Genomic DNA, 17,848 nt, shown 5'->3' on the forward strand with positions numbered 1-17,848 from the left:
CGCGGCACACAGGTGAGGAGGCCTCACGGATGCGAGCAACCAAGGGCGACCAGCTGGTCCAGCACGGCCGGGTGGTCGGTGAGCACGACAAGGTCGCGGAGATCGTCGAAGTCATGGGCGACGAGGGCACTCCCCCGTACCGGGTCCGGTTCGAGGACGGGCACGAGGCCGTGTGCTCGCCCGGCCCCGACTCGGAGATCCGGCACAGGGAGATCCAGCTCTAGGGCCGTCCGGGACACCGTTCAGCGCGGGGCGCCGGCCGGCTGCGTGTAGTGGTCGGCGGCCAGCTTCGCCATCGCGCCGCCGGGGTCCCGGGCGACGTCCTTCGCGGAGAAGTAGACGTGCCCGCGCACCTCCGGGTGGCGCGCGGCCAGGGTCAGGTGCCGGGACAGCTCGGCCGGGTCCTGCCAGGCGGCGGGCTGGGCCGGATCCCCGCACTTGTAGAGCGCCTCGCCCACGTACAGCTCGGTGCGGCTGCCCCTGGCCACCTCGGCCCACCAGGGCAGCAGCTTCGCGTAGTCGGCGGCGTCCATGCCGATGTGCCAGTAGAGCTGCGGCACGACGTAGTCGATCCAGCCCTCGCGCACCCATGTGCGGGTGTCCGCGTACAGGTCGTCGTACGTCTGCACGCCGGCCCGGGTGTCCGAGCCGCGCTCGTCGGTGGTGGCGTTGCGCCACACCCCGAAGGGGCTGACGCCGAAACGGGCGGCCGGGCGGATCTCCTTGACGCGCTGCGCGGTCTCGCGCACCAGCCGGTCGACGTTGTCCCGCCGCCAGTCGGCCTTCGTGGCGAAGCCGGTGCCGTGGGTGCCGAAGGTCGCGCCGTCGTTGAAGCTCTGGCCCGCGACCGGATAGGGGTAGAAGTAGTCGTCGAAGTGGACCCCGTCCACCGCGTACTTCCGCACCGCGTCCATCATCGCGTCCTGCACGAAGGCCCGGACCTCGGGCAGCCCGGGGTCGTAGTAGAGCTGCCCGCCGTACGCCACCACCCAGCCGGGGTTCTTGCGCGCGGGGTGGGAGGAGACGAGGCGGGCGGGGTCGTCGTGGGTGGCGACCCGGTACGGGTTGAACCAGGCGTGCAGCTGCAGGCCGCGGGCGTGGGCCTCCGTCACGGCCGTGCCCAGCGGGTCCCAGCCCGGGTCGCGGCCCTGGCTGCCGGAGAGGTACTGCGACCACGGCTCGTGGTCCGAGGGCCACAGCGCGTCGGCCGACGGCCGCACCTGGAACATCACCGTGTTCAGGCCGTGCCGTACCGCGTTGTCGAGGTGCTCGATCAGCTCCGCGCGCTGCTCGGCGGCGCGCAGCCCCGCGCGGGTGGGCCAGTCCCGGTTGGCCACGGTGGCCAGCCACATCCCCCGCATCCCGGCGGCGGCGCTGCGCGAGGGCTCCGGCCGCGCGGGCGCGGGGGCCGCCGCCGACGCCCCGGGCACCAGCGTGAACGCCGACAACGCCGCCACCGTGAAGGCACGGCGCGAGACACCGCCCATGGGTCAACCTCCTGAACGCTGTGGACCCGCGCGGTCACGGATCGTGTACGGGGCCTCAGCATGCCCGACCCGGGAGACGGATCCGTGACCATTCGGGGGTAACGTGCTCGATCGGAGCAGGCGACGGGGACCCCGGCATGCCTGCTGCCAGCCGTGGAGTCAGCGAAAGGGACGATGTGACCGGCATCTCGGGAGATATCGCACGCGTCGGCGTGGTGGGCTGCGGTCAGATGGGGGCGGGCATCGCCGAGGTGTGCGCCCGCTCGGGTCTGGAGGTCGTGGTCGCCGAGACCACCGGTGAGGCCCTGGAGATCGGCCGCACGCGGCTGTACAACTCGCTGGCCAAGGCCGCCGAGCGCGGCAAGATCACGGAGGAGGAGCGGGACGCGACGCTGGCGCGCCTCGGCTTCACCACCGACCTCGGCGAGTTCGCCGACCGTGATCTGGTGATCGAGGCCGTCGTCGAGAACGAGCAGGTCAAGACCGAGATCTTCCAGGTGCTCGACCAGGTCGTGACCCGGCCGGACGCGATCCTGGCCTCCAACACCTCCTCGATCCCGCTGGTGAAGCTGGCGGTCGCCACGTCGCGGCCCGACCACGTCATCGGGATCCACTTCTTCAATCCGGCCCCGGTGCAGCAGCTCGTCGAGCTGATCCCGGCGCTCACCACCTCCGAGGGCACGCTCAGCCGCGCCCAGCTCTTCACCGAGAAGGTGCTGGGCAAGCACGCGATCCGCGCCCAGGACCGTTCCGGCTTCGTGGTCAACGCGCTGCTGATCCCGTACCTGCTCTCCGCGATCCGGATGTTCGAGTCGGGCATCGCCAGCCGCGAGGACATCGACAACGGCATGGAGATGGGCTGCGCCCATCCGATGGGCCCGCTGAAGCTGGCCGACCTCATCGGCCTGGACACGGTCGCCTCGGTGGCCTACTCGATGTACGAGGAGTACAAGGAACCCCTGTACGCCGCTCCCCCGCTGCTGCAGCGGATGGTGGACGCGGGACGCCTGGGCCGCAAGAGCGGGTCCGGCTTCTACGCCTACGGCTGACCGCCGGGCACGGGGGGGGACCCGGCCTGCGGACGTCCAGGTGGCCGCGAGGAGCCGCGCCTACGCGTGCAGCGACACGGTGCTCGTCCTGTGGTGGTGCAGGAGGAGCAACGCGGCCGCCATGTTGGCGGCCGGGACCTCGCCGCGGGTGACGAGGTCGGGCACGAGCCGGAGGGGCACCCATTCGCGGCGGTCGGACTCGAAGCCGTCCACGGGGGGTCCCACGTACGTGCCCTCGTCGGCCCAGTAGATGTGGTGCCGGGCGTCGGTGAGACCGTTGGAGGGCTCCACGCTCATCAGGTGGTGCAGCGGTCCGGGCCGCCAGCCGGTCTCCTCCTCCAGTTCCCTGGCCGCCGCCACCGCGACGTCCTCGCCGTCCTCGACGACGCCCGCGGCGAGTTCCCAGCCCCAGCTGTCGGTGATGAAGCGGTGCCGCCACAGCAGCAGGACCTCGCCCGCCCCGTTCACGACCGTGGCGGCGGCCACGGGGCGCATCCGGATGAGGAAGTGGTCGAGGTGCCGTCCGTCCGGGAGGGCGACATCGGCCAGATTGACGCTGAACCAGCGATTTGAGTACACATTCTGCTCGCTCTGTTTCGTCCACTGCACGGTGTTGCCGCCTCTCTTTGAGTAGGTGGCAATATCGCAGCAGCCGGCGTTCCGGCAGCAGGCGTACGACGGCCGCTCACGGCGCAGGAGTGGGCGCAGCACGCGTACGGCCGGGCGGCCTACAGCGGGACGCGCAGCGCACCGTCGATGAGTTCGGCGGCCTCGGCCGTACCCGCGCAACCGCTGTTCACCAGGTGCTCACGCACCGCGCGCAACCGGTCCCGCAGCCGCTGGGACTCCATGCCCCGGGCCTGCTCGGCCATCCGTACGGCCGTCGCCACCGCCTTGTCGACGTGCCCCTGACGCAGCTCGACGGTGCTGAGCATCGCGAGCCGGTGCACGCGCCCCCGGTCGTGCGCCGGGGTGTCGACGGCCGCCGCCGCGTGTTCCCCGGCCGCCGTGAGTTCACCGAGGCTCAGCAATGCCTCCGCCACCTGGACGTTGACCAGGCCCGGCTGGACGTAGCCGGTCTCGTCGGGCTCGTACCCGCGCCGGATGCGCTCGGCGGCCTGTTCGGCCCGGCGGATGCAGGACAGGGCGCTGCTGCCGTCGCCCAGGTGCGCGTACGCCTTCGCCTGCATCGCGTACAGGTCGGAGGCGAGCGCCGGGGTGATGTGCCGGCCGGCGGCACGCAGCGCGGCCTCGGCGAAGGCGACGGCCTGCCGGTACTCCCGCACGAACAGCGCCTGGTTGACCAGGAGGGCGATGACGTAGGCGCCGAGTCCCCGGTCGCCGCTGGCCTTGGCGAGGCGGAGCGCCTGGTGGAAGTAGCGCTGTGCGAGGCCGTGCGCGTCGGAGTCGTACGCGCAGATCCCGGCGACGGCCACCAGGCCCCCGGTGGCCCGGTGCAACTGGCGTCCGGTGGCGTCGGTGTAGCTGCCGCGCAGCAGCGGGGCGGCCTCGGAGTTGAGGAAGCCGACGATGCGGGCGCGGGTCGCGATGCCGCCGGCCTTGCGGTACATCTGCTCGTAGTGCGTGCGGGCGCAGCGCACCGTCTCCAGGTCGGCGGCGGTGACGCGGTGCCGTCCGCCGCGGGAGACGTCCGTGTCCTCGGGCGGGTTCTCCCACTCCCACACCGGCAGCACGGCGGGCGTGCCGGTGAGGGCGGGGGCGCCGAGGATGTGCGGGCGCTGCTGCTGGTCGGAGCGCCACAGGGCGGTGGCGCGCTCCACGAACCCGGACAGCGAGCCGGTGTGCGGGGCGGCGGGTTCGCCGGGTACGCCGAGGCCGATGTCGTCGAGGGTGACGGGGCGGTGCAGCCGGGCGGCGAGGACCTCGCAGATCAGGTCGGGGACCTGGCCGCGTGGCCGCTGCCCCTTCAGCCACCGGGCGACGGCGGTGTGTTCGTATCTCAGTGCGAGCCCGCGCGCCCGCCCCGCCTGGTTGACGTGTGCGGCCAGTCCCGCGTGCGAGATCCCGGCCTCGTCGAGGATCGCGTCGAGCAGGGTGTTGGGCTGCATGGTGCCCCCCGGTGCATCGGTGCCGACAGCGTAGTGCGTCGGACTTCACACGGGGTGTGAACGGAGTGCGCGCATCCGCAGCGTGTGCGCGCTGTCGCGGAGAGTTGTGGACCGGTTGACTGAAGGGCCTCGAAAGAGGCCGGCCGGGCCGCCGGCTCCCCCTCGTACAGTGCGGCGGCCCGCACCCACGCCGTCCGCCCGGCCGCCTGCCCGACACTCCGTGGCGGGGCGGACGGCACCGCCGGCTTCGCGGGGGAACCGGGCACCGTTCCGTGTGCGGGCGCGTGATCGAGGGCGGGCGCGTGGTCGACGGCGTCGTGGCCGGTCGCGCAGTTCCCGCGCCCCTTACCGGCATGGCCGCAACGCCTGTCAGGGGGACCGCGCCCCCTGAAGGCGACGTGGCGCTGACGTCCCTGAAGGGGCGCGGGGAACCGCGCCACCGGCCGCCGCGCACCCGCCAGCCGGCAAGAACCCCACGCCCCTTGGGCGAACCACTAACTACGCAGCACTGCTCCGACACGCTCGCCCGCGAGGGCGACCGCCGCGTCCCGCGCGGCCGACGCCTCGTCGACCGTCAGCGTCCGGTCCCCCGCGCGGAAGCGCAACGCGTACGCGAGGGACTTGCGTCCCTCCCCGAGCTGCTCCGCGTTGTCGTAGACGTCGAACAGCCGGATGGACTCCAGCAGTTCACCCGCGCCCTCGCGCAGCGCCGCCTCGACGTCGGCCGCCGGGACGAACGCGTCGACCACCAGGGCGACGTCCTGCGTGGCGACCGGGAACGTGGAGATGCCCGGCGCCTGCGGGGTGTCGTCGCCGACCCGCTCCACGGCGTCGAGGTCCAGCTCCATCGCGCAGGTGCGCGCGGGCAGGCCCAGCGTCTTCAGGACCCGCGGGTGCAGCTCACCCGCGTGCCCGACGACCCGCTCCTCGCCGTCCACGGTGACGGACAGCTCGGCGCAGCGGCCCGGGTGCCACGGCCCGTACTGGCCCTTGCGGACGCCCAGTTCGGCGCCGGCCTCGCGGGCGACGGTGCGGGCGGCCTCCACCGCGTCGGCCCAGTCGGCCGGGCGGCCCTTGCCCCACCAGCCGGCCTGCTCTCGGGCGCCGGCCAGGACCACGGCGACGTGCCGGGGCTGGTCGGGCAGCGCGGCGTCCAGCGCGGCGAGGTCGTCCTCGCCGGGACGCCGGTCGACGGGCAGGTTGGCGGCGACGCGCTGTTCGTCGCGCGGGTGGAAGACCAGGCCGGTCTCGAAGAGCGCCAGGTCGTGCGCACCCCGGCCGTCGTTGCGCCGCAGCGCCCCGAGCAGGCCCGGCAGCAGCGAGGTCCGCAGCGCGGGCTCCTCGTCGCTGAGCGGGTTGACCAGCTTGACGACACGGCGGGCCGGGTCGTCGGCGTCGAGACCGAGCTGGTCGAAGACCTGCTCACCGACGAACGGATAGTTCAGCGCCTCGACGTAACCGGCGCCGGCGAGCGCACGCCCGACGCGGCGGTGCAGCCGCTGGCGGGCGGTGAGGCCGCGGCCCGCCGGGGGCCGGGGCAGCGTGGAGGGCAGGTTCTCGTAGCCCTCCAGGCGGATGACCTCTTCGGCCAGGTCGTTCGGGTCGGTGAGGTCGGGCCGCCAGGACGGCACGGTGACGATCAGCTCGTCCTGGCCGTAGACGTCACAGCCCACCTCCTGGAGGCGGCGCACGACGGTCTCGCGGCCGTAGGTCACCCCCGCGACCTTGTCCGGGTGGTCGGCCGCCACGGTGATCGTGTGCGGCACGGGCGGGGCGCTGATCTCGGTGACGCCGGACTCGGCGGTGCCGCCCGCGAGCAGCACCAGCAGGTCGACGGTGCGCTGCGCGGCAGCGGCGGCGGCCTGCGGGTCGACGCCGCGCTCGAAGCGGCGGGACGCCTCGGAGGACAGCTTGTGCCGGCGGGCGGTGCGCGCGATGGCCACCTGGTCGAAGTGGGCGGCCTCGATGACCACGTCACTCGTCGCCTTCTCGGCGTCCCCGTGGTCGGCGATCTCCGTGTCGGCTCCGCCCATGACCCCCGCGAGGCCGATGGGGCCCCGGTCGTCGGTGATGACCAGGTCCTCGGCGTGCAGCTTCCGCTCGACGCCGTCGAGGGTGACGATCTTCTCGCCCTCCTCGGCCCGGCGGACGCCGATGGTGCCCTGGACCAGACCGCGGTCGTAGGCGTGCAGGGGCTGGCCCAGCTCCATCATCACGTAGTTGGTGACGTCGACGGCGAGCGAGATCGGGCGCATGCCGACCTTCTGCAGGCGCCGCTGGAGCCAGATCGGGGAGCGCGCCTCGGGGCTCAGGCCGGTCACGGTGCGGGCGGTGAAACGGTCGCAGCCGGTCGGGTCGGCGATCTTCACCGGGTAGCCGTAGGCGTTCGGCGCGGGCACGTCGAGCAGCGCCGGGTCGCGCAGCGGCTTGCCGTAGGCGATGGCGGCCTCGCGGGCGACGCCGCGGATGGACAGGCAGTCGCCGCGGTTGGCGGTGACGGCGATGTCCAGGACCTCGTCGACCAGTTCCAGCAGCTCGACGGCGTCCTTGCCGACCTCGGTCTCCGGCGGCAGCACGATGATGCCGTGGGTGCCGTCGTCGCCCATGCCCAGCTCGTCGCTGGAGCAGATCATGCCGTGCGAGACCTTGCCGTAGGTCTTGCGGGCGCTGATCGAGAAGCCGCCCGGCAGGGTGGCGCCGGGCAGGACCACGACGACCTTGTCGCCGACGGCGAAGTTGCGGGCGCCGCAGACGATCTCCTGGGGCTCACCGGTGCCGTTGGCCCGGCCGACGTCGACGGTGCAGAAGCGGATCGGCTTCTTGAAGCCCTCCAGCTCCTCGATGGTCAGCACCTGGCCGACGACGAGGGGGCCCTTGAGGTCGGCGCCCAGGTGCTCGACGGTCTCGACCTCCAGGCCGGCCGAAATCAGCTTGGCCTGCACGTCGCGGCCGGTCTCGGTGGCCGGCAGGTCGACGTACTCCCGCAGCCAGGAAAGCGGGACCCGCATCAGATCTCCATCCCGAACGGCCGGGTGAACCGGACGTCACCCTCGACCATGTCTCGCATGTCCTCGACGTTGTGGCGGAACATCAGCATCCGCTCGATGCCGAACCCGAAGGCGAAGCCGCTGTACTTCTCGGGGTCGATGCCGCAGGCGACGAGCACCCGCGGGTTGACCATGCCGCAGCCGCCCAGTTCGATCCAGCCCTCGCTGGAGCAGGTGCGGCAGGGCCGGTCGGGGTTGCCGACGGACGCGCCCTTGCAGACGTAGCAGAGCATGTCCATCTCGGCGGACGGCTCGGTGAAGGGGAAGAAGTTGGGCCGCAGCCGGGTCTTCATCTCCGCGCCGAACAGCGACTGGACCATGTGGTCCAGGGTGCCCTTGAGGTCCGCCATGGTCAGGCCCTCGTCGACGGCGAGCAGCTCGACCTGGTGGAAGACGGGGGTGTGCGTGGCGTCCAGCTCGTCGGTGCGGTACACGCGACCGGGGCAGATCACGTAGACCGGCAGCTCGCGCGTGAGCGCGGAGCGGATCTGCACCGGCGAGGTGTGGGTGCGCAGCACGACACCGGACTCGGAGCCGCCGTCGGGGGCCTCGACGAAGAAGGTGTCGGCCTCGCCGCGGGCCGGGTGGTCCGGGCCGATGTTGAGGGCGTCGAAATTGAACCACTCGGTCTCGGCCTCGGGGCCCTCGGCGACCTCGTAGCCCATGGCGACGAAGATGTCCTCGATGCGCTCGGACAGGGTGGTGAGCGGGTGGCGGGCGCCGGCCGGGACGCGGTCGTAGGGCAGCGTGACGTCCACGGCCTCCTCGACCAGGACGCGCGCGTCGCGCTCGGCCTCCAGCTCGGCCTGGCGGGCGGCGAGCGCCTTGTTCACGGCGCCGCGGGCCATGCCGACGCGCTTGCCGGCCTCGGCCTTGGCCTGCGGGGGCAGGGCGCCGATCTCGCGGTTGGCCAGCGCCAGCGGGGAGGTGCCGCCGGTGTGGGCGACCTTGGCCTCCTGGAGCGCGTCGAGGGAGTCCGCGGCGGCGAAGGCGGCGAGCGCCTCGTCCCGCATGCGCTCGATCTCTTCCGGTTTCAACGCCTCGACCTCGACAGGGTCGTACGACTTATTCGGTGCCGACATCTCTTCCCGTGCTTCCGATTGGCTGGCTGGGACGCCCCGTCTACGGTCCGGAGACGGGCTGGGACGCTTCATCTCTGGATCCGGACGCAAAGGTGCCAAAGACCGAGTCTAACGGGGCGGTGGAACGCGGATCACGCCCGTGGGGTCGTCGGCCGCCTCTGGTGCTTCTCAGGTGAGGTACGCCGGTGCCGCCACGGGCAACGTAAATCGGAACTCGGCGCCGCCTCCGGGGGCGCGCCCGACCGTGATGGTGCCGCCGTGGGCCTCGACGATGCCCTTGACGATGTACAGCCCGAGGCCGGTGCCGCCGCGCTTGCTGCCCCGCCAGAAGCGGGTGAAGACGCGGTTCATGGACTCCTCCGGGATGCCCGCCCCCTCGTCGCTCACCGTGACCGACGTGCCGGTGTCCTCTCCCTCGCGGGGGGACGCCGTGGGCGTGACGTCAATGGTGACGGTTCCCTCGCCGTGGCGCACGGCATTTTCCAGCAGGTTGCTGAGCACCTGGTCGATCTTGTCGGGGTCGGCCCACAGGTCGGGCAGCGGATGGGCGAGGCGGAGCAGGAAACGGTCGGCCTCCTGGCCCGCGGCGACGTACGCCTGGATGTGCCGGCCGACGGCGGCGCCGATGTCGACGGGCTGGCGGCGGACCTCCAGCCGGCCGGAGTCGATCCGGGAGATGTCCAGCAGCTCGGCGATGAGCCGCGTGACCCGGTCGGCGTCCGCGTCGACGGTCTCCAGCATCAGCCGCTTCTGGTCGTCGGTGAACCGCTCCCACTTGGCCAGCAGCGTGGCCGTGAAGCCCTTGACGGAGGTGAGCGGGGAGCGCAGTTCGTGGGCCACGGTGGCTATCAGCTCGGCGTGGCTGCGCTCGGTGCGGCGGCGGGCCTCGGTGTCGCGCAGGGTGACGACGACGCGGTGGACGGGGCCGAGGCGTTCGGTGCGGACGTAGCGGGCGGTGACCAGGACCTCCCGGCCGCCGGGGAGCAGGAGGTTGCGCTCGGGCTGCCGGACGCGGATGGCGAGACCGCCGTAGGGGTCGGTGAGCTGCCACCAGCGGCGGCCCTCCAGGTCCTCCAGGGGCAGCGCGCGCTCCAGGCGCTGTCCGAGGGCTTCGGCGGCCGGGGTGGCGGTGATGCGGACGGCGGCGGCGTTGAAGCAGATCACCCGTCCGTGCTCGTCCGCGACGACGAGACCGTCGGGCAGCTGGTCCGCGTCGAGGCCGAGGCCGGCGAGTTCGCCGGGTGTGCGGGGCGCGGCCGGACGCGGCACCTGGCGTGCTCCCGGTGCGCTGCTCGTGCCGACGCTCATTCCCGTACCCCACCTCTCAACCGCGCAGGGGCCCTGAGCTGGTCACCCTACTAGCTCGCGGTGACGGAGCGGCACCCTCCGGCGGCGCGCTGTGCACGCGCCGACGCGTAGAGACATACGGCGGCGGCGGTCGCGAGGTTCAGGCTCTCCGCCTTCCCGTGGATCGGGACGCGCAGGACCGCGTCGGTGAGGGCGCGGGTCTCCTCCGGGAGCCCCCAGGCCTCGTTGCCGAACACCCAGGCCGTGGGCCCGCCCATGGTGCCCGCGTCCAGCTCGGCGTCCAGGTCGTGCTCGCCCGCGCCGTCGGCGGCCAGCACCCGCACACCCGCGTCCCGCAGTCCCGCGACGGCCTGCTCGACCGGTACGCCGACGGCGACCGGCAGGTGGAACAGGGAGCCGACGGAGGCGCGTACGGCCTTGGGGTTGTACAGGTCGACGGAGGCGTCGGTGAGCACGACCGCCTCGGCACCGGCGGCGTCGGCGCAGCGCAGCACGGTCCCGGCGTTGCCGGGGTCCCGGACGTGCGCGAGGACGGCGACGAGCCGGGGACGCGCGGCCAGGATCTCCTCGAACGGCGTGTCCAGGAACCGGCAGACCCCGACCAGCCCCTGCGGGGTGACGGTGGTGGAGATGTCCTCGATCACCGCGTCGGCGGCGAGATGCACCCGGGCGCCGACGTCACGGGCGGCCCCGACGATGTCGGCGTACCGCTCGGCGGCGTCCACGGTGGCGAACAGCTCGACCAGTGTCTCCCCGTACTGCGCCGCCTCCCGCACGGCCTGCGGCCCCTCGGCGAGGAACAGCCGCTCCTTCCCCCGGAAGTTCCGCTTGCCGAGCCGCCGCGCCGCGGCGACACGGGGGGAACGGGGGGAGATCAGCTCGGGGGCGGCTGGGCGCACTCTTCTCACCTTCACATATGAATCGACGCGGGCTGGGGCGCCCCGTCAGGGGCGCGGGGAACTGGGCGACCAGCCACGACGGCTCCGCAGCCGAACGACGGGCCAAGGCGGCGGGCAACCGAAGGGACCCGCAGGCTCCAGCCTGCGGGTCCCTTCGACAACCGGCTAAAGCCGGCGCAGCGTCACGCCGCCTTCGGCGCGTTCACGTCGCTCGGCAGCGCCTTCTGCGCGACCTCGACGAGCGCGGCGAACGCGTTCGGGTCGTTGACGGCCAGCTCGGCAAGGATCTTGCGGTCGACCTCGACGTTGGCGGCCTTCAGGCCCTGGATGAAGCGGTTGTACGTGATGCCGTTGGCGCGGGCAGCGGCGTTGATGCGCTGGATCCACAGCTGGCGGAAGTCACCCTTGCGCTTCTTGCGGTCGTTGTAGTTGTAGACCAGCGAGTGGGTGACCTGCTCCTTGGCCTTGCGGTACAGGCGCGAACGCTGACCGCGGTAGCCGGAGGCCTGCTCGAGGATCGCCCGGCGCTTCTTGTGGGCGTTGACTGCCCGCTTGACGCGTGCCACTTGTTAACTCCTTGTAGCGGGGCCGCGGTGGTCCTCACGCGGCCCGGTATCGAATGGGTCCCGGTCCTGCCGTACGGCGCTCAGTGGCGCCCGTACGTCACTTGCCGAGAAGCTTCTTGATCTTCGCGGCGTCGCCCGGGGCCATCTCGGCGTTGCCGGTGAGGCGACGCGTCACGCGGGACGACTTGTGCTCGAGCAGGTGGCGCTTGCCGGCGCGCTCACGGAGCACCTTGCCGGAGCCGGTGATCTTGAAGCGCTTGCTGGCACCGCTGTGCGACTTGTTCTTCGGCATAGCGCCGTTCTCTCCTCGTCGGTGGCGCTCCGGTGCCCGGTCGTGAAACCGGGCACGGGTGGAGCGTCGCTCTGGTATCGGTTGTGTCCTGGGGACTGGCGGTCCCCCGGGGTCACGCTTCGGCGGGTGCCTCGGCCGGGGCCTCGGCCTCCGCGACGTCGGCCTCCGCGGCGTTCTGCGACTTGCCGGGGTTCGCCTTCGCGTCCGCCTTGCGCGCTTCCTGCGCCTGGCGGGCCTCGGCCATCGCCTCGGTCTTCTTCTTGTGCGGACCGAGGACCATGATCATGTTGCGGCCGTCCTGCTTCGGGTTCGACTCCACGAAGCCGAGGTCCTGGACGTCCTCCGCGAGACGCTGCAGCAGCCGGTAGCCGAGCTCCGGCCGGGACTGCTCGCGACCACGGAACATGATCGTGATCTTGACCTTGTCGCCCTGCTTGAGGAACCGGACGACGTGACCCTTCTTGGTGTCATAGTCGTGCGGGTCGATCTTCGGCCGGAGCTTCATCTCCTTGATGACCGTGTGCGCCTGGTTCTTGCGCGCCTCACGGGCCTTCATGGCCGACTCGTACTTGAACTTCCCGTAGTCCATGAGCTTGCACACGGGCGGACGGGCGTTCGCCGCGACCTCGACGAGGTCGAGGTCGTACTCCTGCGCAAGCTCCAGGGCCTTGGCAAGCGGGACAATCCCGACCTGCTCGCCGCTGGGACCGACAAGTCGCACCTCGGGAACGCGAATCCGGTCGTTGATGCGGGGCTCGGCGCTGATGGATCCTCCTCGGTAGCACCACGCGACGGTCTGGCGGACAGCCGCGTAACGTCTGTGTTCGATAGACCTAACCGCGCCGGCACACAAAAAATGCCCCGGACGATCACAGGCGGGGCTCCTCGAACTGCTACCGGAGCACCGCCGCGATGACCGCGGGGCGCGATTTCGGGCTGGTCACCGCCGCTGGGACGGGACCGCCTGACCGGTGACCCGCCGTCCTGAGGACGGCCAGGTGGGAGTTCGAAGCCTCCACTTGTGGGCCGGATACGCTGCCGTGGGCGTACGTGTCCGACCGGTCGTTACACAAGGTTAGCAGCTCGGCGGAGCGAGGGCTAACCGAGTCCGGGTGGGGTCCGCTCCCCCGCTGCGCCTATCGTGTGCGGCATGAGTGAGACCCCTGCTGAATCCTCGGCGAATCCCGACTTCGACGCCATGGCCCGCGACATCGCCGAGGTCCCGGCGGTCGAGGTGATCGTGACGGTCGCCGTCAACCTGATGAGCGCCGCCGCCGTGAAGCTGGGCCTGACCGAGGAGGGCGAGGACCACAAGGACCTGGACGAGGCCCGCAAGCTGGTGCACGCGCTGGCCGGTCTGCTGGACGCGACCGCGACCGAGATCAGCTCGTTCCACGCGGCGCCGCTGCGCGACGGTCTGAAGTCGCTCCAGCTGGCCTTCCGCGAGGCCTCGCTGGTCCCGGACGAGCCGGGCCAGGGGCCGGGCGAGAAGTACACGGGCGCGGTCTACGGCTGACCGCCGCCCCGCCCCGGGTTCGGCCCCGGAAGCTACCCCCGCACGTACAAGGGCTCGCCCGGCGGCGTCGCCCCGGCCGGCAGCAGTGCCAGGTCGAGGCCGCGCACCAGGCGGGCCCTCAGTGTGTCGTCGGCGGCCAGCCGCTCGGCGACCGCGCGGGCGGCCTTCGCCGCGTCGGCGTCCGGGTCCAGGACCAGCGCGAGCGTGCCGTCGGCCCGTCCGGGCCCGAGGTGGGCGCGGAGCACGGCGGGCTCGTCGGCCAGCGCGGCGCGCACGGCCTCGGCCACGGCCGGGTCGGCGAGCGGGTCGGCCGTCGTACGCCCCTCGGCCAGCGCCAGCAGCACCGGCCCGGTCAGCTCGAACGGCACCGGCCCGGCCAGGTCCAGGACGACGGTGTCGGCCTTCTCGTGCGCGGCGGCCTCCAGCGCCTGGTGCACGGGTACGGCGACGGGGCGGGCCGCGGGGTCCCAGCGGGCGAGCGACTGGGTGGAGGTGAAGGCGGGCAGCGCGGTGCGGTTGCCCGCCTTCAGGGTCGGTACGGCCATGTCGCTGGTCTTCTCGCGGCGCAGCCCGTTCTCGTCCTCCTCCACCTCTCCGAGGACGGCGACGACGGGTACGAGCAGCCGGGCGCCCTTGAGCGCCTCGAGGACCGGCGGCACGGCGGTGCGGTCCTCGGACCAGGCGGCGAGCGCGGCGCTCAGCCGGGGGTCGGCGGAACCGTCGTCGTCGGAGAAGGCGGAGTCGGGGATGTTCTTGTTCGCCACGGTCCCCGACCCTATCGGGGCGCGCGAGGCGTTCCTCACCGGCCTCTGAGGGATCTCTGAGCCGGTTCTCACCTTGGCCCCACGGCCCGCACAGCAACCGCCTGGACCATCGCCGCCATGGCATCCTCCAGAGGCCGTCGGCGGGCGCCCCGGCGCCCCGCCCGGGTCCGTACCGTCCTGATCGCGTCCGCCGTCGTCGCCGCCACGGCCGCCGGCGCGCTGTACGGGCAGGGCCACGCGCGCCCGGGCGCGGGCGGCGCCGTATCGTCGGCGTCCTCGGCACCCTCGGGCGGGGAGGAATCGGTGGAGACGGCCGAACCGACGCAGACGGCCCCGCCGGTGGCCGACGATGACGCGCTGCTGGCGGCGGCCATGGCGTCGGTGGCGGTGGCGGACGGCGCCGAGGTGTCGGTGGCGGTGCTGGACCCGGACTCCGGCCGGAGCGCCTCGTACGGCACGGGCGCCTTCGACACGGCGAGCATCGTCAAGGTCGACATCCTGGCGGCACTGCTGCTCCAGGCACAGGACGCGGGGCGTGCGCCGACCGCCGCGGAGGAGGCGTACGCCACCGCGATGATCGAGGACAGCGACAACGACTCGGCGTCGGCGCTGTGGCGGGCGATCGGGACGGCCGACGGGCTCGACGCCGCGAACGCGCGCCTCGGGCTGGCGGAGACCACGGGCGGCGCCGGTCCGCTGTGGGGCCTGACGCAGACCACCGCGGCCGATCAGGTGGTGCTGCTGCGCCAGGTGTTCGTGGCGGACGGCTCGGCGTTGAGCGAGGCGTCCCGCGCGTATGTGCGAGGGCTGATGGAGCACATCGCCGAGGGGCAGCGGTGGGGGGTGTCGGCGGCGGCCGACGGGGCCGGCGGTGGTTCGGCGTGGGCGCTGAAGAACGGCTGGCTGCGGCGCAGCACCACCGGGCTGTGGGTCGTCAACAGCATCGGGCGGGTCGAGTCCGGCGGCCACGGCTGTCTGGTGGCGGTGGTGTCGCGGGGCAGCGGCACGCAGGCGGAGGGGATCGCGCTGGCCGAGGCGGCCGCCCGGGCGGCCGTGGAGGTGGTCGCGGACGACGGCGCCCGGGACCCGTAGGGGCCGGCGGACTGATCCGGGTGGTCAGAGACCGATGTCGGGGTCTTCGCGGCGGCCCCGCCACAGGACGACGGCCGCGACGACCAGGACGCCGCCCGCGCCGCCGGCCAGCGGGGCGGCCCAGGCCGAGGTGCCGTCGCCGGAGTCGGGGGCGTCGGGCCCCGGGCCGAAGTACTCGTCGCCGTGCGCCGCCGCCTTGAGGCCCTCGGGCTTCAGCCGTCCGGCGGCCTCCATGGCGGCGACCGGGTCGACGAAGCCGAAGCCGCGGGAGTCGTCGCGGCCCCCGTCGGGGGCGTTGCGGGCGGTGTCCTCCAGGAGGGCCTTGACCTGGGCCGGGGTGAGGTCCGGGTGGGCCGCCTTCACCAGGGCGGCGGCCCCGGAGACGAAGGCGGCGGCGGCACTGGTGCCCCAGCCCTCGTAGTAGCGGTGGTCGGGGTCGGCGATGATCACGTCGACGCCGGGGGCGCTGACCGTGGCGTACCAGCGGCGGGTGGAGAAGGCGGCGCGGGTGCCGTAGCGGTCGACGGCGGTCGCGGCGATCACGCCCGGGTAGGCGGCCGGGTAGGAGATGTGGTCGCCCAGTTCGCCCCCGTTGCCGGCCGAGGCGACGACGACCACGCCCTTCTTCAGGGCGTACTGGATCGCCTCGTCCTCGCCGGGTTCGGGGTGGGCGGAGGCGGAGTCGTCGCCGAGGGAGAGGTTGATGATGTCGGCGCCGTGGTCGGCGGCCCAGCGGATGCCCTCGGCCAGGGCGTTGCCGCGGGTCTTGCGGGCCTTGGCGCGGGAGGGGTCGCCGTCCTCCAGGATCACCCGCACGGGAAGGATCCTGGCCTCCGGGGCGATGCCCATGACGCCCTCGGCGTTGCCGGGGCCGTGTCCGTGACCGGCGATGATCCCGGCCATGGCGGTGCCGTGCCGGGCCCAGGACCGGTCGCCCTCGCCGGCGCCGAATCCGATCAGGTCCGTGCCGGTGAGGACGTTGCCGGCGAGGTCGGGGTGGTCGGCCTCGACGCCGGTGTCCAGGACGGCGACGGTGACGCCGGCGCCCTTGGTGGTGCGCCACGCCTCCTCGGTGTGCAGGGCGTCCAGGGCCCACTGCTGGGCGCGGATGCCGTCGGCGTGCGCGGCGGGCGCCGGGGCGAGGACGAGGGCTGCGGCGAGGAGGAGGCTCAGGGCCCCGGTCCCGCGGCGGAGGTCTGCGGGGGTCACGACGGGTGCTCCGTGGGGGCGCCGACGTTCTTGCGCAGGGCGCGTTCGACGCGGTCGGCGAGGCCCTTGGCCTCGTGACCGAGGCCGGCCTGGGCGGGGGCGGACGTGGCGCCCGACTCGACGGCCTCCTCGGCGGGTTCGGGTACGTCGACGGTGCGGTCGTCGGCCCAGCCGGACACGGCGTAGACGACGACGGGGGCGTCGGTGAGCACGGAAACGGTCCACGAGGCCCGCTGCCGGGCGCCGAAGCCCTCGGCGACGGTGTGCTCCGCCGCGTACGGCAGCGGCACGAGGTCGGTCCGGCGGCCGAGGCCCTCCTTCTCGAAACGACCGGCCAGCGAGGTCATGGCGGCGGCGTCGGCCTTGGTGAAGAGCAGGCCGACGGTGGTGACGTGGCTCTGGGTGGCGTCGGTGTAGGTGGCGCGCAGCAGACGTGCGCAGCCGACGGGGTCGAGCACCTTGGCCAGGAGCCGGTCGAAGGCGCCGGCGCAGGCGCCGTCCGGGGCGACGGCGACCCGCGTCCAGGTGCGGTCGGCTCCGCCGGGACCGGCGCCCTTGCCCTGGACCGTGGGCGGGAACAGCTCGTCGACGGGCACGCTGTGCCACAGTTCCCCGGCCTCGGTGTACGCGCTGCGCGCGCCGTCGTCCCCGGGGTCCCCGGCGAGCCAGCTTCCGGTGACGGCACCGGTGAGGAGTCCCACGCCGAGCACGAGACAGACGGCGGCGGCGAGGGCCTGGGGACGCGGACGCCTGCCGAGCCGACGCGGCCGGGCCAGTCCGTCGTACCCCTCGGGCTCGCCGAAGGAGACCCGGGGCCGTACACCGGCGGGGGACGCCGGCGGGTCCGGGTCCGGGGTGCCCCAGGAGAAGGCGGGGTCGGGGCGCGGCGTGGGGACGTGTGTCCGGGACGCCGGTTCCGGTGTCGGCTCGTCCTCCGTCTCCGCCGGGACCGGGCGCAGTCGGGTGGTCGTCTCCGTCGGCGTCTGCGCGGGCGCACCGGGACGGCGGGGCGGCGTGCCGACGGTCGGCGCGGTGTCGGGGAAGCGGGCGGAGGCCCGGGGCGGTGCGGGCTCGGGGTCACCGGACCGGGAGTCGCCGAGCCGGAAACGGGGGTAGCGGGGCCGGCTCTCGGGGGTTCCCGAGTCGCCGTCCGTAGGCACGGCGGACACTGCGGCCTGCCCCGGCGCGGCGGCACGCCCGGCCTCCTGCCCGCCCCCGCGCTGCATCGACGCGGGCGTCTGACGGGGCGCGCTGCCCGGACGCGGTGGCGTCCGAGGGCGCGGCGGAGCCGCCGGACCACCGGAGACACCGGCCCCCGGGGCACGGTCCGCATCGGGCCCGGACTCCGCACGAGGCGGTGTCTGGGGGCGCGGCGGGGCCGCGGGAGGCAGGGACGGATCGGAGCGCGGCGGCGTCTCGGCGGTCGGCAGCGTCCGGGCGCCGGCGGAGCCACCGGGGCGCGGCGCCG

17 protein-coding genes are annotated in these 17,848 nt (G+C 73.4%); 4 read left to right on the top strand and 13 right to left on the bottom strand.

The window, feature by feature from the left end; translation table 11 throughout:
• Positions 1 to 29: 29 nt before the first annotated feature.
• Entirely contained in the window at positions 30 to 224 is a 195-nt protein-coding gene (locus Sdi02f_RS21065) for a DUF1918 domain-containing protein (RefSeq protein ID WP_030399183.1), read from the top strand.
• 18 nt (positions 225 to 242) lie between these two features.
• Here the strand turns inward: Sdi02f_RS21065 and Sdi02f_RS21070 are convergent, their stop codons facing one another.
• Entirely contained in the window at positions 243 to 1,487 is a 1,245-nt protein-coding gene (locus Sdi02f_RS21070) for a glycoside hydrolase family 10-like protein (protein WP_108933837.1), read from the bottom strand.
• Between the two features lie 137 nt (positions 1,488 to 1,624).
• Between Sdi02f_RS21070 and Sdi02f_RS21075 the strand changes: the two genes are divergently transcribed.
• The gene (locus tag Sdi02f_RS21075) at positions 1,625 to 2,536 is read left to right on the top strand and encodes a 3-hydroxybutyryl-CoA dehydrogenase (RefSeq protein ID WP_107049442.1); all 912 of its coding nucleotides are present in this window, start codon (positions 1,625 to 1,627) and stop codon (positions 2,534 to 2,536) included.
• 60 nt (positions 2,537 to 2,596) lie between these two features.
• On the opposite strand, the gene Sdi02f_RS21080 is transcribed toward Sdi02f_RS21075, so the two are convergent.
• From Sdi02f_RS21080 to infC, 9 genes are all read right to left on the bottom strand, one after another.
• Entirely contained in the window at positions 2,597 to 3,145 is a 549-nt protein-coding gene (locus Sdi02f_RS21080; RefSeq protein ID WP_030399186.1) for an NUDIX hydrolase, read from the bottom strand.
• 119 nt (positions 3,146 to 3,264) lie between these two features.
• Positions 3,265 to 4,605 carry an NsdA family TPR-like regulatory protein gene (locus tag Sdi02f_RS21085; protein ID WP_030399187.1) on the bottom strand — a complete coding sequence of 447 codons (1,341 nt, stop codon included), beginning with the start codon at positions 4,603 to 4,605 and terminating at the stop codon, positions 3,265 to 3,267.
• Positions 4,606 to 5,099: 494 nt separating this feature from the next.
• A complete protein-coding gene (pheT, locus tag Sdi02f_RS21090; protein ID WP_030399188.1) occupies positions 5,100 to 7,613 on the bottom strand; it encodes a phenylalanine--tRNA ligase subunit beta in 2,514 nt (837 codons plus the stop codon).
• Positions 7,613 to 8,734 carry a phenylalanine--tRNA ligase subunit alpha gene (gene pheS, locus Sdi02f_RS21095; RefSeq protein ID WP_037824241.1) on the bottom strand — a complete coding sequence of 374 codons (1,122 nt, stop codon included), beginning with the start codon at positions 8,732 to 8,734 and terminating at the stop codon, positions 7,613 to 7,615. Before pheS ends, pheT begins: the two co-directional genes overlap by 1 nt.
• Before the next feature lie 168 nt (positions 8,735 to 8,902).
• Positions 8,903 to 10,042 carry a sensor histidine kinase gene (locus tag Sdi02f_RS21100; RefSeq protein ID WP_030399190.1) on the bottom strand — a complete coding sequence of 380 codons (1,140 nt, stop codon included), beginning with the start codon at positions 10,040 to 10,042 and terminating at the stop codon, positions 8,903 to 8,905.
• 50 nt (positions 10,043 to 10,092) lie between these two features.
• Positions 10,093 to 10,941: a TrmH family RNA methyltransferase gene (locus tag Sdi02f_RS21105; RefSeq protein ID WP_030399191.1), complete on the bottom strand. Its 849-nt coding sequence runs from the start codon at positions 10,939 to 10,941 to the stop codon at positions 10,093 to 10,095.
• Between the two features lie 182 nt (positions 10,942 to 11,123).
• Positions 11,124 to 11,507: a 50S ribosomal protein L20 gene (gene rplT / locus Sdi02f_RS21110; RefSeq protein WP_003977226.1), complete on the bottom strand. Its 384-nt coding sequence runs from the start codon at positions 11,505 to 11,507 to the stop codon at positions 11,124 to 11,126.
• 97 nt (positions 11,508 to 11,604) lie between these two features.
• Positions 11,605 to 11,799 carry a 50S ribosomal protein L35 gene (gene rpmI, locus Sdi02f_RS21115; RefSeq protein WP_003977225.1) on the bottom strand — a complete coding sequence of 65 codons (195 nt, stop codon included), beginning with the start codon at positions 11,797 to 11,799 and terminating at the stop codon, positions 11,605 to 11,607.
• 112 nt (positions 11,800 to 11,911) lie between these two features.
• A complete protein-coding gene (gene infC, locus Sdi02f_RS21120; protein ID WP_063760623.1) occupies positions 11,912 to 12,565 on the bottom strand; it encodes a translation initiation factor IF-3 in 654 nt (217 codons plus the stop codon).
• A 384-nt stretch (positions 12,566 to 12,949) separates the two neighbouring features.
• Here infC and Sdi02f_RS21125 point away from each other — a divergent pair, with 384 nt between their 5' ends.
• A complete protein-coding gene (locus Sdi02f_RS21125; RefSeq protein ID WP_030399193.1) occupies positions 12,950 to 13,315 on the top strand; it encodes a DUF1844 domain-containing protein in 366 nt (121 codons plus the stop codon).
• A 32-nt stretch (positions 13,316 to 13,347) separates the two neighbouring features.
• Here the strand turns inward: Sdi02f_RS21125 and Sdi02f_RS21130 are convergent, their stop codons facing one another.
• Entirely contained in the window at positions 13,348 to 14,079 is a 732-nt protein-coding gene (locus Sdi02f_RS21130; RefSeq protein ID WP_030399194.1) for an SseB family protein, read from the bottom strand.
• Positions 14,080 to 14,196: 117 nt separating this feature from the next.
• On the opposite strand from Sdi02f_RS21130, the gene Sdi02f_RS21135 reads away from it, so the two are divergent.
• A complete protein-coding gene (locus Sdi02f_RS21135) occupies positions 14,197 to 15,171 on the top strand; it encodes a serine hydrolase (RefSeq protein ID WP_108933838.1) in 975 nt (324 codons plus the stop codon).
• Between the two features lie 24 nt (positions 15,172 to 15,195).
• Here the strand turns inward: Sdi02f_RS21135 and mycP are convergent, their stop codons facing one another.
• Both mycP and Sdi02f_RS36520 read right to left on the bottom strand, forming a co-directional pair.
• Complete coding sequence (mycP, locus tag Sdi02f_RS21140) at positions 15,196 to 16,380, bottom strand: type VII secretion-associated serine protease mycosin (RefSeq protein WP_030399195.1); 1,185 nt, start codon at positions 16,378 to 16,380, stop codon at positions 15,196 to 15,198.
• Positions 16,377 to 17,540 (bottom strand): hypothetical protein, encoded by a 1,164-nt coding sequence (locus Sdi02f_RS36520; protein WP_245962228.1) that lies wholly within the window; start codon positions 17,538 to 17,540, stop codon positions 16,377 to 16,379. Before Sdi02f_RS36520 ends, mycP begins: the two co-directional genes overlap by 4 nt.
• Positions 17,541 to 17,848: the final 308 nt, after the last annotated feature.

Origin of the sequence: Streptomyces ardesiacus (assembly GCF_003112575.1) — a bacterium.
Lineage (GTDB): Bacteria > Actinomycetota > Actinomycetes > Streptomycetales > Streptomycetaceae > Streptomyces > Streptomyces ardesiacus.

Coding starts and splice junctions, on each gene's coding strand:
- Sdi02f_RS21065 (WP_030399183.1), top strand. CDS start 30: ATGCGAGCAACCAAGGGCGACCAGCTGGTCCAGCACGGCCGGGTGGTC.
- Sdi02f_RS21070 (WP_108933837.1), bottom strand. CDS start 1,487: ATGGGCGGTGTCTCGCGCCGTGCCTTCACGGTGGCGGCGTTGTCGGCG.
- Sdi02f_RS21075 (WP_107049442.1), top strand. CDS start 1,625: ATGCCTGCTGCCAGCCGTGGAGTCAGCGAAAGGGACGATGTGACCGGC.
- Sdi02f_RS21085 (WP_030399187.1), bottom strand. CDS start 4,605: ATGCAGCCCAACACCCTGCTCGACGCGATCCTCGACGAGGCCGGGATC.
- pheT (WP_030399188.1), bottom strand. CDS start 7,613: ATGCGGGTCCCGCTTTCCTGGCTGCGGGAGTACGTCGACCTGCCGGCC.
- pheS (WP_037824241.1), bottom strand. CDS start 8,734: ATGTCGGCACCGAATAAGTCGTACGACCCTGTCGAGGTCGAGGCGTTG.
- Sdi02f_RS21100 (WP_030399190.1), bottom strand. CDS start 10,042: ATGAGCGTCGGCACGAGCAGCGCACCGGGAGCACGCCAGGTGCCGCGT.
- rpmI (WP_003977225.1), bottom strand. CDS start 11,799: ATGCCGAAGAACAAGTCGCACAGCGGTGCCAGCAAGCGCTTCAAGATC.
- Sdi02f_RS21125 (WP_030399193.1), top strand. CDS start 12,950: ATGAGTGAGACCCCTGCTGAATCCTCGGCGAATCCCGACTTCGACGCC.
- Sdi02f_RS21135 (WP_108933838.1), top strand. CDS start 14,197: ATGGCATCCTCCAGAGGCCGTCGGCGGGCGCCCCGGCGCCCCGCCCGG.